This window comes from Lachnoclostridium phytofermentans, from assembly GCF_000733755.1.
GTDB classification, from domain to species: domain Bacteria; phylum Bacillota; class Clostridia; order Lachnospirales; family Lachnospiraceae; genus Lachnoclostridium; species Lachnoclostridium phytofermentans_A.
This window is the reverse complement of the sequence record NZ_JPOF01000003.1, coordinates 860,413-879,065: the sequence shown is the minus strand read 5'-3', so window position 1 is coordinate 879,065 and position 18,653 is coordinate 860,413. Positions and strand designations below refer to the sequence as shown.

The window sequence follows — 18,653 nt, the reverse complement described above, 5'->3', positions numbered from 1 at the left end:
TGGCATCTTGTTAATGATGTATTAAGTTATTAGATAAATACATAAAATATCTCTAAGTTAGTAAAATCAAGAGAATTTTCATAAAAAATATTTGATGATTTAATGCAATGATGCCAGATTGATGCCAAATGATGCCAGTAGTAGGAAGAAAAGTGGCATCAATCCTAGGCCTACTAAAGATTATATGATGCATCTTTTGATTTAAGCTAGGTTGTATACAAAGAACTTGGATTGAATTCCTCTAAGAGGAGAAAGGTGAAAATGCATGGAACAAGGAGTTGGAAAAGTACAAATGAGAAAAAAAGAAGAAAAAATGAATGCAAGGAAAGATTTTGGCGTGGAAAATCTACTAGTTAGTAAGGAGGAAGCAAAGAAGAAAGAAAAAAAGTCATTAAACCTACCGAAAGGTATTACTAGATGTTCTGACGGGCGTTATCAGGCAAGGTATACTTACGAAGGGCATCGTTATTGTTTATACGGAAGAGATGTAAAAGAGCTTGAGGAAAGGCTTAATAATGCGAAGTATGAAATACAGCATGGCATGTATGCAAAGGAAGAAAGGATTTCATTAAATTCATGGTATGAAACTTGGTTAAATGAGTATAAATCTATGACGGTAAAAAAAGGTACCGTTGAAAGTTATGAATGTATGTATAACTACTATGTAGGACCAGCTTTGGGAAAAAAGTTGCTGAAAGACATTCGGGGAGAACATATACAAAAGCTTTATAATGATTTATCCAGAAATGGCTATTCTAAATCCACAATATCACTTATTCATGTTTTACTTGGTGCTATGTTTAAACAAGCTGTAAAAAATGAGTTAGTGAAAAAGAATCCTGTAGATTTAACTACATTACCAAGGGGAGAAAAGAAAAAAGAAAGAAGGGTTCTTACTTTAAACGAACAAGAGATATTATTGAAAGAAATTACAGGGCATGAATTGGAACCAATGATAAAATTGTCATTAGCAACAGGTTTAAGAGTTGGAGAGGTGACAGGATTAGAGTGGCGTGACATAGACTTTGATAAAAATGAGATAACTGTCCGTGGAACCTTAAAGTGTACGAGAAAAGGAATGGAATATTATAAGGATACACCAAAAACTGATAAGAGTAATAGGAGTATACCGTTGTTAGCAAATATTGAATTGATGTTAAAGAGATATCGAATAGTGCAAAAGGAACATAAACTTTCTATGGGGAGCGATTGGAAGCCGATGGAAGGACTAGAAGACCTGGTGTTCTTAAGAGAGGGTGGAAAACCTTTTTCAGGTCAGCATATTAGACAACAGCTTGTTCATATTGTGGATAGCATTAATGAAAAGTACTTTTCCAAAAATTCAATGGGAAAAGACAAAGGGATGGATGAGAAGTTTGAATATTTTACTCCTCATACCTTACGGCACACATTTGCTACGAGAGCCTTAGAGAATGGAATCCCTCCCAAGGTGGTGCAGGAGATATTGGGGCATAGTAGTATCACGATGACACTCGATTTATATACGCATGTGCTGCCGCAGACGAAGGCGGAAGAGATGAAGAAAATGATGATGTTGATATGAAAGATTATTTTTAAATAGGTTCATCACAATGTTGGATTTGTTAAAGGCCTCTACAAAATGAAATCTGGAGTACTCGTCGATTGCACTATAGTGATAGAAACTCTGACCTTTTGTAGCAACAACGGTACAAGAAACAGGAATGGGATTTTCGGTGACTTGGATGCGCTGTTCAGGGTACTTCCTTTATTCATAGAGTTTGAATATACTTTGGGTTAGGTGGTTTAATAGCCATTAATTTTTCCTTTCTAGAAAAGCGGTATAAAACAGAGATAGATTTTTTATGTCCACGTTGCATGAGTTTTACCCGGAAAATACAAGTCCTTCATGAGGATTACGGCACCGTGTATCACGAGTAAGTTTAATTTCAGTTCCAGTGTGTTGGTTAGGGTGTGAATGAGGTTTGCGTGATAGTTCACGTAAAGACTCAGTTAAGCCATCAGAGTTGTAACACATGTATTGAAATCCTACACAGTTCATCGTATTGATCTTACCTTCATTATTGAAATTATGTAATATTTATGATAATATAATATAATATAGCATCGGTACAGCGTATAATTTGCAAAGATGACGCTGTTTGTGATGCTTTTTGAATATTAAAGTATTAATAAAAATTGTAAAATCTTAATGCCATAAGCAAAGGGTGTTAGTATAAGATTTTATTCAAATGATAATAGTTAGGGAGCAGTAAGAATTTATTAAATAAATTTACGATGGTTAGTGAATCTGTGAATGTGAAAGACATATTACTTAGTTTTCTAACGGCAATTATTTATATGTATCTTTTGCTTATTGAATATTATAATGAAATATTAATAAATATGAAAATTATTTTAAGTTTATTATAAAAAGATAGGTTGAGCTGTAAGGAGATTAAATGAAAGTGTTAATGATAGCTTCAGTAGCATCGATGATAAAACAATTTAATATGAATAACATAAGTCTACTTCAAAAATTAGGTTTTGAAGTAGAGATAGCATGTAATTTTTTAGAGGGTAATGCATGTGATTTAGATAGTATTGAAGTCTTTAAAAAAGATTTAAAAAAGTTAAAAATAATATACCATCAAATAGATTTTCCAAGAAAGATTTATGATGTTAAAAATAACTATAATTCCTTTAAGCAATTGTTAGAACTATATTATAGTAATAGTTATAACTTAATATATTGTCAAACGCCAATAGGAGGTGCATTGGCTAGATTAAGTTTAATAAAGATAAAGGAAAAAAGACATTTAAAAATAATATATGCTGCACATGGATTCCATTTTTTCAAAGGTTCATCTCTCATAAGTTGGTTTGTATATTTTCCGATTGAAAAATTTTTAGCTCATTATACGGATATATTAATAACAATTAATTCCGAGGATTATGATAGAAGTAAAAAATTTAAACTACCTTCTAATGGTAAAACTATTTATGTTCCAGGGGTTGGGATAAACCTTAGTGAATGTATAGTAAGTAATAAAGAGAATACAAAAAAAAAATTGCTTCTAAATACTAACGCTTTTATTTTATTGAGTATAGGTGAGTTAACAAAAAGGAAAAATCATGAAGTGGTAATTAGAGCTGTTTATAAATTAGTAAATACATCATCACGTAAAATTGTAACATTACTAAAATATTTAAATGAAGAAAAGGTTGACGAAATAAAAAAAAGATTAGTATATGTTATATGTGGAATGGGAAAAGAAGAACTAAAATTAAAGAAGCTAGTTAATGATTTGCAGTTAAATAAATATATCAAGTTTTTAGGATATCAAAGTGATGTTAAAGAAATCCTTATGGTATCGGATGCGTTTATATTTCCTTCACGTCAAGAAGGACTACCAGTTGCTTTAATGGAAGCGATGGCCTTTAGATTACCTATTATTTGTTCAGATATTAGAGGCAATAAAGATCTGATTAAAAACCAGGGAGGAATTATGTTAAATCCATGTAATGTTGATAATGTAATGGAATCTATAATTAGAATATATACGTTGGAAGAAAAACAGAAAAGATGCATGATCGATAAAAACTATAATACTCTTAGTAATTTTAGTGAAAATGTGGTAAACAAGCAGATGTATAAAATTTTTAGTGATATTAAAGAGAATCTTGAGGAAAGAACAAATGACTAAAAAAGTTATTATCTTGTTATCTACATATAATGGAGAAAAGTATTTAGAAGAACAGTTGGAAAGTATATTAAAACAAGATTATAGGGTGACAGCATTATTTATCAGGGATGATGGTTCGACGGACGGAACAGTAGATATTTTAGAAAAATATGCAAAAATAGATCCACGTATAGCTTATTATGTCGGAAGTAACATTGGTGCTTCTAATAGTTTTTTTGAATTAATTGAGCAATGTAAAATAAATGCTGATTATTATGCGTTTTCAGATCAAGATGATGTTTGGTTATCTAATAAATTAAGTAAAGCATTAAAAATTTTATCACAAAATGAGAACATACCGTATCTTTATTGCAGTGAACCCAATATTGTTAATGAAAAGTTAGAAAGTATTAAGCCACCGTTTCAATATAATAATATTAAACTAGATTTTAGAAATGCTTTAGTAGAAAATATGTGTACAGGATGTACAGCTGTACTTAATAAAAAATTATTTGAATTGTTACAAGTAAAAAGACCTAATTTCGCCATAATGCATGATTTTTGGTTTTATCTAGTTGCCTCTTGTTTTGGTACTGTTTATAGAGACAACGAGTCATATGTTTTATATAGGCAACATCAGAATAATGTAATAGGCGTATCTCGTGGTATTTTTTTTCACTATCTCAAAAGAATTAAAAATTTTAATCGTAATCGTTCGTTACTTTATCTACAAGCTAAGGAGCTACAAAATATTTATTCTTTAGAAGATGTTAACAAAGAAATCTTAAAAGATTTCTTACTTTCTAAAACCAGTTTTAGTTATAGAATAAAAATTTTATATAAAAAGGAATTATTTAGACAAAATAAGCTAGATAATTTAATTATGAAGGTTTTACTAATATTAGGCTTATTGTAGAGAGGTAAAATATATGATAGCAATTTTTAAGAAAGTAGTAAGTATTATTAAAAGTGAAGGAATTTGCACATTTTTTTATATTTTATTAAAAAAGCTTGATAATAATATATTAAAAGAACTCATTTTTAAAATTTGGATATTAGCTAAAGAAAAGAGAAATTATGGAGAAACTACTCATTTGAATTTAAGTTATACGCCACTTTTCTCTGTTGTAATACCAGTATATAATGTGAATAGTAAGATATTAAATAAATGTATTAGATCGGTTATTAAGCAAACTTATTCAAACTGGGAGATTTGTATAGTAGATGATTGTTCAACTAAAAAATCAGTGAAAAAAGAGTTACTTAAATATGAGTTATATAATAAAATACACATAAAGTATAGAGGTATTAATGGTAATATATCAAAAGCATCAAATGATGGGATAGCGATGGCTAAAGGTGATTTTATAGTAATGCTTGATTGTGACGATATATTATCAAAATATGCTCTCAATGAGATTGCTATATTATTGAATGAAAATAGAAATCTTGACTTTATATATAGTGATGAGGATAAGTATTCATTTCTTAGAGGTAGACATTGCCCATTCTTTAAACCTGACTGGTCCCCTGATACTTTGATGTCTTTTAACTATATTTGCCACTTATCTGCATTTAGAAGAGATATAGCTTTGAGAATTGGTGGTTACCGTAGTGAATATGATGGGGCACAAGACTATGATTTTGTCTTACGATTCACTGAGTTAAGTAATAATATAGGACATATTCCCCAAATATTATATCATTGGAGAAAAACTAAGAACTCTACTGCTCAGAGTATTAGCTCAAAACCATATGTTATCGATGCTATAAAAAGATGTAAAGAGGATGCATTGAAGCGTAGGCACTTAGATGGAGCAGTGACATATAATAAAAGATATTTTCAGCATAATATAATGTATGTTAATAAATCAAGTCCTAAAGTAAGTATAATTATTCCGTCGAAAGATAATTATGCAGTACTAAAAAAATGTTTGTCATCTATTTCTATTACGAAGTATCAAAATTATGAAATTATTGTTATAGATAATGGTAGCGATAGCGTAAATAAGCAAAAGTATCAAGAATTATGTGACAGAATGTTTGTAAAATATATTTATTATAAAACCCAATTTAATTTTTCAAAAATGTGTAATACTGCTGAAAACTATGCAAACGGTGAATTATTACTATTTTTGAATGATGATACAGAAATTCTAGATAATAATTGGTTAGATATATTAGTTGGTCAAGGTATGATTTCCCATGTTGGCGCAGTTGGCGTTAAGTTATTATATCCTAACACAAATAAGATACAACATGTAGGTATTATTAATTTAGATGCTGGTCCAAGTCATATACTATTGAATAAAAGAGATGATAAAATGTATTATTTTGGAAGGAATATCTACACGTATAATTATTTAGCTGTTACAGGAGCTTGTATGCTTATACGGCGAGAAATCTTTAATAAAATAGGACAGTTTGATGAAAGTTTATCTATTGCTTACAATGATGTAGATTTATGTATAAGATTATATAAGAGTGGTTTTTATAATGTTGTTAGAAATGATGTTAAGGTATTACATCATGAATCATTAAGCCGTGGCTCTGATTTATTGGATAAAACAAAATTAAAACGTTTAGAAAATGAAAGAGACTACTTGTATATAAAGCATCCTGAGTTTAAGAATTATGATCCTTTTTATAATATTAACTTTTCTCAAAAAAATTTGAATATATCAATAATATAATCTAAGATAAATTTAATTAAAGACATAGGAGTAAAAACTATAATGATTACAGTTAATAGTATTAAAAAAAATATATATAATCACATAAAATCAATATGTAAAATTAAGTTATATTTTGGAAGAGAATATAGGAGTATAAAAAACTCAGAATTATTTGATAAAGAATGGTATCTATGTAATAATCCAGATGTAAAAAATGAGAGAATTGATGCTGTAGAACATTATATTAAATTTGGTTGGCAAGAAGGTAGAAATCCTAGTAATAAATTTGATGGTCAATTGTACTTAAAAACATATACAGATGTTAAAGATTGTAATATTAACCCTCTATTCCATTATGAGATATATGGGAAATACGAAAATAGAAAGATTTTTTCAACGAGTAGCAATAGTATTAGCAATATTGGGCCTTCGTTACTTTCTTTAATAAATGAATATAAAAAAATAAACCCTAATAGTAAAATATTACTTCTGATAACCCACACTTTAGATTTAACGGGTGCACCGAGGGCGTTATTAAACATGGCTATAGAGTTAAAGAAAATAGGTTATTATCCAATATTCTTGTCATTAAAGAATGGTCCAATGTTAAGTGAGTTAGAAAGTAATAATATACCAGTAATTCTAGAAAATTTATCAAGTTTTCAATATTGTCCATTAGATAGTATCTCCTATAGATTTATTAATATATTCGATTGTATAATATTCAATACTTTAGTTACTCTACAATTAGTAAATTCACTAAAAAATACCAAACCATATAAATTATGTTGGGTTCATGAAGGATCAATGGAATTTGAAAAAAATAGTGTAATTGATCTTAAAAATATATTTCAGTTTATAGATGAGGTTTATTCTGTAGGTGAGTATTGTAAAAAGTTTACTGATAAATATGTCGATTCAAGTAAATCTAAATTATTACTCTATGGAATTGAAGATAAATATTCTTCTTCAATTGAATATAATAAAGACAAAATTATATTTGCTTTAATAGGATCTATTTGTGAAAGAAAAGCACAAAAAATTTTAGTAAACTCAATAAAACATTTATCTGAACATATAATAAGTAAGTCAGAATTCTGGTTTATAGGACCAAATAATGATGATGATATACTTAATGAAATTCAAAAATTATCAAAACAATATTCGAACGTAAAATACTTAGGACAATTAAATAATAATGAAGTTATTAATTTATTATCTTTTATTGACGTAATTATAAATCCATCATTAGATGATCCAATGCCAATTACAGCAACTGAAGGTATGATGTTAAATAAAGTAGTTATAGTTTCAGACAATACTGGAACTGCATCCTATATCAAAAATGGAAATAATGGATATGTTATAAAGACTGGTGATGTAGAGGATTTAACTGATGTCATTATTAAGATACATAATAAGAAGAATGAATTAAGCAAAATTGGAGAGGAAGCAAGAAAAATATATGAAAATCATTTTTCAATGCATGTATTTAGTAATACAATTAAAGATATTTTTACAAGATTATTTTACAATGAAAATCAAAAAGCTAATAATGATTTAGAAAATTATCAAATAGATTTTCAAAAAGAAATTCAAGTATATAATTGTAATAATATAAAAAACATAAAAATATTTGATATACAAGAAGATAATGATTTTTTGAGAATATCAGTTTCAAGTGATATAATAGATAACATAAAGGTATATTACCAAAATAAATATTATCATGCTTTAAATCAATATAAATTTGATTATGAGCATTATTTTAATTGCTATTTAAATAAAAGTAATGAGAGATTATATATTTTCGAACTTCCAATATCTAAAAATGGTAAGATTAGTATTAAATTCTATCAAGAAGATAATGATAATTTAAATTTAGAAATAGCTAATTTTATTAATATGTATAAATTATCTAAAAAAAATTACTTTATTATTATAAATAAAAATCATTTATCACTAGTTAATAAAAATGAGTTTTTAGAATATTCTAAGGCATCTGTAATCAACAAGAAAGAAGAAAGCCAACTTTTAAAGGAACTAATGAAAGAGCAAGATAAAAAATATATACTATATTTTGAGACACTAGATAATGCGAATGATAATGCATACATGCTATTTCTAGAAGACTTAAAATACAATAATAATGCTTATTTTGTAACATCTAAATTTAATTATGAGAGAGAAAAAAATATAAAAATCAAGGATCATATGATAATACTTAACTCAAAACAACATAAAGATTATGCTATAAAAGCTAAAACAATGATTGTATCATGGTGGTGTTTTCCTATATATGGATATGAAAAATCTTTATATTTATATCCATATTTTAATTATAATTTTATAGCTGTCTTACACGGTATATCTTATGATAAGGATTCTTATTATTTAAATAAAAACAACTTTGGTAATGTTGATTGTATTTACTGTTGTTCAAATTATGAAAAAGAATTTTTGGAAAAATGTAATGGTCACAGTAATATTAAAGTATTAGGATATCCAAGAATGGATAAATGGTATAATTCCGAGATTGACGAGAACTACGTTTTTCTATTTCCTACATGGAGAAAAAATATAGAAAATGAATACATACAGCATATAATTGATATTTGTTATAAAATTATTAAATGTACAAATTTATCTATTATTTATGCCAGTCATCCATCTATATCCAAAGATAAATTTCGTAATCTGAAATTGATGCTACAAACAATATCTAATAGAATAAATGTTATTAGTTCTTCAGACAGAGAAGAGTTTAATAACTATTTTAGCAAATCAAAGTATCTAATAACTGATTATTCGTCAGTTGCATATGATTTTATATATAAACTTAATGGTGTAGCAATATATTATACTCCATTAGCAAAATATGATAATTATTATACTATAAGAGATGTTTTTAAAGAAGCAAATTGTGGGCTTGCTGTAGACACTTTGGATGATTTAATATCAATACTAGAGGGAGATTATGACTACTCATATATTAAGAATCGTCGTGATAAATTCTTCAATCACATCGATAATCATAATACAAAACGTGTATATGAAGATATATTAAAAACAATAGAATAAAGTAAATTAGATTAGGAGTAAAATGTGTTTGAAATTATAAATAATATTAAAAGAAACTTTAAGTACAAAGATTTATTAAGGCAACTTGTTACCAGAGATTTAAAATTGAAATATAGAAGAAGCTTTTTAGGATATCTATGGAGTGTACTAAATCCGTTACTGGTTATGATTGTAATGACTATTGTATTTTCAAAATTATTTAAACGAAATATTGAAAACTTTCCTGTATATTTGTTTTCAGGTCAATTGATATTTAATTACATGAACTCATCTACACATTTAGCGTTAGGGTCTATTGTAGATAATGGTGCACTGTTAAAGAAAACATATGTGCCTAAAGGTATATTTACTTTAGCTAAAGTCAGCAGTTCCTTAGTGGATTTTGTGTTTTCGCTTGCTGCACTATTTATTGTTATGATTGTAACAAAGGCTAAGTTTTCATTAACCTTACTTTTTATACCAATAGTAATTATTCAACTTTTCGTTTTTTGTTTAGGATTAGGGTTTTTTTTAGCTCAAGCATATGTTTTTTTTAGAGATATTAAATATATATATAATGCTATTACAACTGCGTGGGTATATCTTACACCAGTTATATATCCGATGGAAGTGCTACCTGATCTGGTAGCAAAATGGGTTTCAAGGGTTAATCCTATGTACTTTTATGTTTCACAATTTAGGGCTATAGTATATGATGGAGTACTTCCAGATGAACAACTAATTATGGGTGGCATAGTTTCAGCAATAATAAGTATCTTAATTGGTGTTTTGTGTTTTAGAAGAAGTCAAGATAGATTTATCTTATACATCTAATTAAATTAGCTTAATAATAAGTAGTTAAGTATTGAAAATCTAATAGTCTTTTGATTAATATAAGTGAGTATTATTTATAAAGATTAAGTATTGGAAAGGAAGGTATGAATAATAACTATTCATCAAATAAAATGAGTGTAGAAGCAATAAATCAGCATAAAAATAGTAGTGATGATATAATGATTGAGGTAAAAGATATTAGTGTTAGATTTAATTTATCAAATCAAAAAATAGATAATTTGAAAGAATATTTTATAAGACTGATAAAACGAAAGCTTGTATTTCAAGAATTTTTTGCTTTAAAAAATGTATCATTTAATGTACATCGAGGTGAGTCATGGGGAATAATAGGTTCTAATGGCTCTGGTAAATCAACTTTATTAAAAGTAATCAGTGGTATTATTAAACCTTATACTGGAAATATAAAAATTAATGGTACAGTAGCACCATTAATTGAATTAGGAGCAGGTTTTGATGGCAATTTGACAGCTAGAGAAAACATATTTTTAAATGGATGTGTTTTAGGACATTCCATAAAATTCATGGAGGAGCATTTCGATGAAATAGTTAAATTTGCTGAATTAGATGAGTTTTTAGATTCACCAATAAAAAATTACTCATCTGGTATGGTGGCAAGGTTGGCTTTTTCAGTTGCAACAATAGTGAATGCAGAGATTCTTATTGTTGATGAGATACTTTCTGTTGGGGATATTAGTTTTAAACAAAAGTGTGAAAAAAGGATGGAAGAAATGAGAAATAAAGGTGTAACGTTATTATATGTTTCTCATTCGATAGATGAAGTTAAACGTATATGCGATAAAGTAATTTGGTTGAATAAGGGTGAGATAAAGATGGTGGGAAACGCTGTTGATGTTTGTGATGAATATATTAAGGTAATGAAAAGATAGCTTATCTTTAACTAATTCAATCTGGATGGAAATAATCTCAGAATAAGCATTGATTAGTACAAGATTAATTAACCTATAAAGATTGATAGGAGCGAATATAATGTTTAAAAGACGAGAAAAGAATAATAAAGAAAAGTTAATTATTTATGGTTTAGAAGAGAAAAATTTAAATTTAATAATAAAGTATTTTCCCTTGCCATATTATGATATAGTTGCTTGTACTGATGATAACAAAGAAAATTATGTTAATACAAATAAATTAAACGTTCAATATCTAGATTTAAAAGATATAAATACTATTCAATTTGATAAAATAATAATCACAGATTTAAAGAAATCTAAAGAAATGTGTAATCGACTAGTTAATGATTACAATATAAAGAATGAGAAGATTATTTCATATACAGAGTATATAAATGAAAAAGATTTAAAAGAGCCTCTATTTGAATTTAATTTTGGAGTGTTAAATGATAATGTTAAATTCTATGTAATGATTCCAGCTCAGAACACAGGATTATTTTGGATGTTTAATTATGTTATAAGACAGCTAAAATTCTGTTTAGATAATAAATTAATACCTGTAATTGATATGCAAAATTATAAGAATTTGTATTTAGATGAAAATAGCATCGGACTAGTTAATGCATGGGAAAATTACTTTGAACCACTTTCTAAATATAAGTTATCAGAAGTATATTCGAGTGAATGTGTGATTATTGGATCTAATAATATGAATGTCATAAAATATGATAACTTTCATATGTCCGATCGTCAGTATATTTATAAAAATTATATACATGAAAGAAATGAATTAATTAAAAAAGTAAATAAAGAATATAGAAAGTTATTTCCTAAAAAAAATAAAGTACTAGGAATATTATGTAGAGGAACAGATTACATCTATGCGAAACCTAAAGATCATGCAATACCTATTGATGTTTTTGAAATGATTGAAATTGCAAAGCAATATGTTGCAAAATATAAATATGAGTACATATATTTATGTACAGAAGATGAGTATATTCTAAATAAATTTCAGGATGTTTTTAAATCTAGATTACTATTCACTAGCCAAAATAGATATACAGATACTGGTGATTCAAGGTTAGCTGTAATAATGAGGGAAAATACTTCTAAAAAGAGGGTAAATGAAGAATACTTAAGAGGAGAAGAATACTATGTCACTATTGCATTATTAGCAAAATGTGATAGGTTATTAGCTACACATTGTGGAGGAACAACAGGTGTAGTAACTATAAATGGTTCTAAGTATAAGGAATGTAGAATACTTGGGAAAGGTTTTTGGAATCAAAACGGTAAATATCCATTAGTAGTAGAGAGCCGTAATAAAAACCTTATTAAGTTACAACTAGATAAATTACCAAACTGTCAAGACGGCATAAAAATTATAAAGCTTATTAATGGAAGATTAAAACTTGATGGTACAGCAGAGAGGGATACTTCTATAAAATTGTGTGAATATACTCAAATATATTTAAAACCATTTGTTGATTTTAGAATTAGTATATATGGATTTAAGGAATTTGACGTGAATGATGCGCATTTAACATTAAAATTATATGATAGTAGATATTTAGAGGATAAGAGCACAGGAATTACATTTTGTTGTTTAGATAACAAAAGTTATAATTTTGACGTACCAATAATAGCATACGAAGTTTATACAGTTATAAAACAAAACGTTAAAATTAATGAAGAAGTATATGTACAGTTTGAGCAGAGTAGCGAAATTTCTAACTATGTTGAAGGTATATGTAGTGAAACTGAGATTGCTTTAAAAGATGATAAAAATAATTATTATGAATTAATAAATAAAGATTATATTGATTTAAATAATTTTATAATGTATATAAACGGTAATGCGATTAAGCTAGCGAATAGCGAAATAATCAAGTTAAAGAATGTAATTAAATATGAAGGAGGTATATTGAATTACCGATATAAGAATAATTTTATAGGTTATGAAGAGAAATGCGTTAGATTTACTTATAATGATCGATTATTATAACAAGAGAGTTGATAAAATAACTTATGTTAGTTGGTAATCAAGCAGCATCTTGGCAGTTAAATTTTTATGTCCACTGTTATAAACTAACATAGAGCTTAAGGTATTTAACTTTTTCACACGAACTTTAAAGGAAGAAATAGGAGCAAAATATATGTATACTAAATTACTTAAACGAATCTGTGATATTCTGGTTTCGTTAATAGGATGTATTCTATTATCACCTATAATGCTCCTTGTAGCTATTCTAATTAAGTTAGATTCAAAGGGTCCAATCTTTTTCGTACAAGATAGAATGGGGAAAAATAAAGTTACATTTAGGATGTTTAAATTTCGTACTATGTATATTGATTCACCTAAAGATTGTCCTACGCATCTTTTAACTGATGCTGACCAATACATAACAGGAGTTGGAAGGTTCCTTCGAAAGACAAGTCTTGATGAACTTCCACAGTTATGGAACATTCTAAAAGGTGATATGAGCTTTGTAGGTCCACGTCCAGCACTTTGGAATCAAGATGATTTGATTCAACTTAGAGATCATAACGGGTCTAATGATGTTAGACCTGGGCTAACTGGATGGGCTCAAATTAATGGAAGAGATACTTTGACGTTGGAAAAAAAGGCGGAGTATGATGGCGAATATGTGAAACATATTTCCTTTCTTTTTGATACTAAGTGTATCTTAGGAACTGTAGGCAGCGTACTTTCACGTGATGGGATTAGAGAAGGCAGAGAGCGTTAGACAATTAGGAGGGGCATAGTTTTATGGAAAGGTCATCTACTAAGAGTATACTAATTACTGGAATTCATAGTTATATAGGTAATGGATTAAAAGAATACATATGTCATAATGATTTACCAGTAGATGTAGCGACGGTCTCCATGCGTGACGATAGTTTTAAGAAACTAGATTATAGCCAATTTAATAGTATTGTTCATGTCGCAAGTATTGTTCATCAGAAAGCAGGAAAAATTGATTTTTCTGATTACTATCATTGTAATGTTGAAAAAACTATAGAAATAGCACAATTAGCTAAAGAAGCAGGGGTAATACATTTTGTATTTTTGAGTAGCATGGCTGTATATGGAAGTGGTGTTATCAGAATAAACAAAGATTCTATACCTCAACCTGATAATTACTATGGAAGAACGAAACTTATTGCAGAGGAAAAATTACTAGAACTTGCTGATGATAACTTTAAAATAGCTATTGTGAGACCACCGATGGTATATGGGAAAGACTGTCCAGGTAATTATAAAGTACTTTCTCGACTTGCAAGTAGAGTTCGTTTTTTTCCAGAGATTGAAAATGAAAGAAGTATGATCTATATTGATAACTTATCTATATATTTATATGAAATTATTAATAGTGGTAGTGATGGAATTTACCATCCTCAAAATGTAGAATATGTAAATACATTTAATCTAGTTCAAGAAATTGCAAGCTGTCATGGTCACGGTATTACAGGGATTAAGATACTTAATCCTATGATCAATGTTCTTAGAAAATATATAAGTGTATTTAAAAAAGTATTTGGAGATCTAACGTATGATAAATCGTTATCTATATTAGAAAAAGGAAATTATCAATTAGTGGAGTTTAAAGAAACAATAAAAGAAACGGAAACATAAGTAGTTTGATACTATGCTTCCGTTTCTTTTATCTATTTTGTAGAATTGTTTTATGGCTCTATGTCAAGTGTGAACTGACCCCAAAAAGTGTTGATTTATACTTAAAACTGACCCAGGATTTACGAGGAAAATTGACCCACCCTAGAAGGGCAATGAGTAAGTAATCCTGTTTCTGATATACACTGTTCCTTGAAAATTTAACACTTAGAATTGACCCACCTCTATATGATTTGTAAAATACCTTCTGTATGTAACTCATACAGGAAGGAGAAAACAGAGGTGAAAGATTTGGAAGACTGGGCAGCTGTACAAAAAGTGTACAAGCAGACAAAATCTAAGCGAACAACGGCAAAGATTCTGAAGATCTCACGAAACACTGTAAAGAGACTACTTGATATGACAGAACCTCCAGTTTATCATAGGACATCGTACTCATCCAAACTAGATAACTATAAGGAACTGATCATTGAATGGCGCTGCGATCCGTACAACTTTAATGGAACTCGAATCTTTCGAGAGTTAAGAGGCAAAGGGTACACAGGAAGTATTGGCCCGATTTATCGACTCTTAGGGAAAGTTGACGAAGATGTTGGCAATCACATCAGTAAAAAAGCAACGGTAAGACATGAAAGTCCACCGGGCGATCAAGCACAGTTCGACTGGACGGAATACGAGGTGCTGATTGGCGGTCGCTATCGGAAAGTATACTGTTTTGCTATGATTCTGGCTGCATCACGCAAAAAGGCAGTATGTTTTTCACTCAAAGTAGATGCGGAAGCAATCTATGAAGCAATTCAGGAATTATTCAAAGCTCTTGGAGGTATTACATTAGAACTTCTAATTGATAATCCCAAAGCTCTTGTAATCGAAAATAATCCTAAATCAGGAGAGGAAGTACGATACAATCCCCATGCATTGATGCTGGCTAAGCATCTTGGAACTGAATTAAATGCATGTCCCTGTTACTGGCCTCGAAAAAAAGGTAAAATCGAATCCCCATTTAAATACATAGAAAATCAGTTCATAAAGGGGAATCGTTTTGCAAATATGGAGGACCTGAGTCACAGAGTGAAACAAAAAGTTGATGCATGGTGTGACGAAAAACATACTACCACAAAGCGGATTCCGAACCAACATTACCTACTAGAGGAAAAGGCCCTTCTACTGCCACTACCCCAAAGTAGATATCGTATCAAAAAGATGCAGAATCGAAAAATCAGTCCTGACAGCTTTGTAAGCATTAATAGTAACAAATATAGTGTGCCTGTACAATACGTTGGTAAGACTGTGCAATTCCGTATAATATATGGCTTTCGTATCGAGCTTTATGATGCAAAAGAGAATTATATCATGAGCTTTGAACAATCGGATGAGAAACACCACACCTTTTCAGAACCAACCCATTATGAAGCAATTGCTCCCAAAGTCAGCACTTCTATTCCACAGATACGACGTGATTTTACGCAAAGATACAGCAATGGCATCCGATATCTAGATGCTGCGGGAAGAAAGTTTGACCAACCAACCCATTATGCAAGAAAGATCATGGAACTTCAAGAATTGTACAGTCTAGAAGTAATGGATCAGCTGATTGGTATAGCAGTTGATGAGGACAGAATGGACATCAAAGGATTTAAGGCTCTTCTGAAAGAATACAATGATGGAGAACGTACTCTCATGACTTCCTGTCAGAAATCAGATTTGCTGAATCCGATCCCTGAAACTTCTCTGACAAGAGACTGTAGTTATTATGAAGACATTTGCAAAGGAGAAATACCATGCAGACAATAGCTGAAGATAAAAAGACCTATGCAGATGAGATGATGAAAAGGTTCAAACTGGTAGATATGCGTGAGCAGTATTCGGATATCATTGCAGAAGCAGAGGCAGATGATCTGGATTACATGGATTTTTTAATACGATTGCTCTCTGTTGAGGAAGAAGGTAAGAATGTCAGGCGTCAGGAACTGTTGCTGGAAAAGGCGAACTTTGATACGTTCACATCACTGAATGATATCGACTATAGTTTTAATCATACCTTGGATAAGGAGCAAATAGAAGAACTTGGGAGACTACATTTTTTACAGTTACATGAGAACATCATTATCATTGGACCACCAGGTGTTGGAAAAAGTATGATTGCTACAGGCATCGGAATCAATGCGTGTAAGGAAGGGAAAAAAGTACTTTTTGTAAATGCAAAGGAATTGGTAGATAAGCTTTATGAAGAAATGACCATAGGACGATTAGCGGATATCATTGAAAAACTAGGAAAAATTGATCTACTAATCATTGATGAATTATCGTACATAAAAATGGATAGAGAAAGAGAGAGCTTGTTTTTCCAGATCATCCGCCAACGATACGAAAAAAGCTCCCTCATTATAACGACCAACCTGCCAATGGGCAGATGGGACGAACTGTTTACTGGACAGCTTGCGGCAACTGCCATTCTTGATCGGCTGTTGCATCACTGTCATGTGCTAAGTATAACTGGAGATAGTTATCGTGTCAAAGGGTCAAAATTAAGTGTTAAAAACGGAAAGGATATATAAATGGATAACGTTAGCAAAGAAAAAGCAGCTTATCTATGGAATGAGCTGATTGAATATGAGAAACAACATACAGAAATAACATCCGAAGAACGGACTGCATTACATGAATGGGTTATAGCAGGAAACAGTGTTTATGAGAATAGTTCCATGGCTACTTCTGAATCCGGTAAGCCATGCGATTTCTTTGAAGTTTATCGATATGAAGAAGAAATACGACAGACCTTAAAGAAGCTTCCTAAAAGAGAACAGGATAACTATCTTGCCAGACTTCGCGGAGAAGATACCATTGATAATCTACATAAAGATTTGAATGAAGTGCTTTTTAGTATGAGAATTTATGAACAGATCCTTCGAAATAATGGTCTGCTAGAGGAAGCAAACGTACAAATCAAACAAGCAAAAGAAGAATCCAGCAAACATGCATTACAGTTCGCTGAATGGCGATTGTCATATCCAGATGTAGAACTGCCATTCAACCAGGAGGAATTCATATGTCAAAAGTAAAAACTGAAAAACTGAAAGAACTTGCTGAACTATACAATTCCAACGGGAAAGAAACCGTTTATGCATTACTGAAAACGAAATATAACATAAAATATCCCTACTCTGTCTTCAAAAGAATGTGCGAACATCCTGAACTATCTTATGACAAAGAAAAAGACTACTTTAAATTCAATACGAAACAGAATACAGAGAATGTATTCATGAGTATGGAGGAACTGTGTTCGCCAATCATCCCACAGCATATCAAAAGTATGGAAGAACACCAAATCGACAGTCGCCCAGTAGCAATGGGCAAGCTAATACAAGAACTGATTGGTGATCGACTATTGGAATTAAGCAAATATGTCACAATAGATTCCATATCAAAGCGAATCATTGTTGATAAAACTACATTGATACAGGATGGTTATCAGATGGTCACACACTAACAGGGTGGGTCAATTCACAGTGTAAAAAACAGAAATAACAAACAAATCTGATCCACCAATATAAAAAAACTAAGGTGGGTCAGATTTAAACATAAAAGTGGGTCAATTTTACTTGACAATCAACAAAAAGTTGGACAATATTATTATGAAACTAACGAGGATTGAATTCTGTATTGAACAGGACTTAATCCTTTTAGTTTACTCTTTATTCTTTTGGCTCTATGTCAAGTGTTGGGGCGGGTTCCGCTGGAACCCGCTACTTTACTAGATATAGAGCTATTTTCATGGGCTCTTTGTCAAGTGTTGGGGTATGATTGGACTCAATCATGCCCCATTACTGGATTTAGAGCTGTTTTTATGTAG

The 18,653-nt window shown here is 29.9% G+C and carries 14 protein-coding genes and 1 pseudogene; 14 read left to right on the top strand and 1 reads right to left on the bottom strand.

Features of this window, described 5'->3' with window-relative positions; genetic code table 11:
- Nucleotides 1-265 precede the first annotated feature (265 nt).
- From CC92_RS0109210 to CC92_RS0109145, 14 genes are all read left to right on the top strand, one after another.
- Nucleotides 266-1,564 (top strand): tyrosine-type recombinase/integrase, encoded by a 1,299-nt coding sequence (locus tag CC92_RS0109210; RefSeq protein ID WP_051650739.1) that lies wholly within the window; start codon nt 266-268, stop codon nt 1,562-1,564.
- Nucleotides 1,565-2,441: 877 nt separating this feature from the next.
- Entirely contained in the window at nt 2,442-3,686 is a 1,245-nt protein-coding gene (locus CC92_RS0109205) for a glycosyltransferase (protein WP_034218421.1), read from the top strand.
- Complete coding sequence (locus tag CC92_RS0109200; RefSeq protein ID WP_029503183.1) at nt 3,679-4,581, top strand: glycosyltransferase family 2 protein; 903 nt, start codon at nt 3,679-3,681, stop codon at nt 4,579-4,581. The genes CC92_RS0109205 and CC92_RS0109200 overlap by 8 nt, the downstream gene beginning before the upstream one ends.
- A gap of 13 nt (nt 4,582-4,594) precedes the next feature.
- A complete protein-coding gene (locus tag CC92_RS0109195; protein WP_051650740.1) occupies nt 4,595-6,358 on the top strand; it encodes a glycosyltransferase family 2 protein in 1,764 nt (587 codons plus the stop codon).
- Between the two features lie 42 nt (nt 6,359-6,400).
- Nucleotides 6,401-9,421 (top strand): glycosyltransferase, encoded by a 3,021-nt coding sequence (locus tag CC92_RS0109190; RefSeq protein ID WP_029503185.1) that lies wholly within the window; start codon nt 6,401-6,403, stop codon nt 9,419-9,421.
- Nucleotides 9,422-9,445: 24 nt separating this feature from the next.
- Nucleotides 9,446-10,234, top strand: a complete 789-nt coding sequence (locus CC92_RS0109185; RefSeq protein WP_330372730.1) for an ABC transporter permease — start codon at nt 9,446-9,448, stop codon at nt 10,232-10,234.
- Between the two features lie 104 nt (nt 10,235-10,338).
- Nucleotides 10,339-11,142, top strand: coding sequence for an ABC transporter ATP-binding protein (locus CC92_RS0109180; protein WP_330372731.1), 804 nt, complete (start codon nt 10,339-10,341; stop codon nt 11,140-11,142).
- 100 nt (nt 11,143-11,242) lie between these two features.
- Entirely contained in the window at nt 11,243-13,171 is a 1,929-nt protein-coding gene (locus CC92_RS0109175) for a hypothetical protein (RefSeq protein ID WP_029503188.1), read from the top strand.
- Between the two features lie 151 nt (nt 13,172-13,322).
- Nucleotides 13,323-13,913, top strand: coding sequence for a sugar transferase (locus CC92_RS0109170; protein ID WP_029503189.1), 591 nt, complete (start codon nt 13,323-13,325; stop codon nt 13,911-13,913).
- A 23-nt stretch (nt 13,914-13,936) separates the two neighbouring features.
- On the top strand, nt 13,937-14,803 hold the full coding sequence (locus tag CC92_RS0109165) for an NAD-dependent epimerase/dehydratase family protein (RefSeq protein WP_029503191.1): 867 nt from the start codon (nt 13,937-13,939) through the stop codon (nt 14,801-14,803).
- Nucleotides 14,804-15,082: 279 nt separating this feature from the next.
- Nucleotides 15,083-16,594 carry an IS21 family transposase gene (gene istA, locus CC92_RS20900; RefSeq protein ID WP_034218423.1) on the top strand — a complete coding sequence of 504 codons (1,512 nt, stop codon included), beginning with the start codon at nt 15,083-15,085 and terminating at the stop codon, nt 16,592-16,594.
- On the top strand, nt 16,582-17,358 hold the full coding sequence (istB, locus tag CC92_RS0109155; RefSeq protein ID WP_031420320.1) for an IS21-like element helper ATPase IstB: 777 nt from the start codon (nt 16,582-16,584) through the stop codon (nt 17,356-17,358). The genes istA and istB overlap by 13 nt, the downstream gene beginning before the upstream one ends.
- On the top strand, nt 17,359-17,862 hold the full coding sequence (locus tag CC92_RS0109150) for a hypothetical protein (protein ID WP_029503193.1): 504 nt from the start codon (nt 17,359-17,361) through the stop codon (nt 17,860-17,862).
- On the top strand, nt 17,850-18,290 hold the full coding sequence (locus CC92_RS0109145; RefSeq protein ID WP_029503194.1) for a hypothetical protein: 441 nt from the start codon (nt 17,850-17,852) through the stop codon (nt 18,288-18,290). Before CC92_RS0109150 ends, CC92_RS0109145 begins: the two co-directional genes overlap by 13 nt.
- 143 nt (nt 18,291-18,433) lie before the next feature.
- Here the strand turns inward: CC92_RS0109145 and CC92_RS23630 are convergent.
- A pseudogene (locus CC92_RS23630) lies at nt 18,434-18,505 on the bottom strand (IS3 family transposase); the annotation flags it as partial.
- Nucleotides 18,506-18,653: the final 148 nt, after the last annotated feature.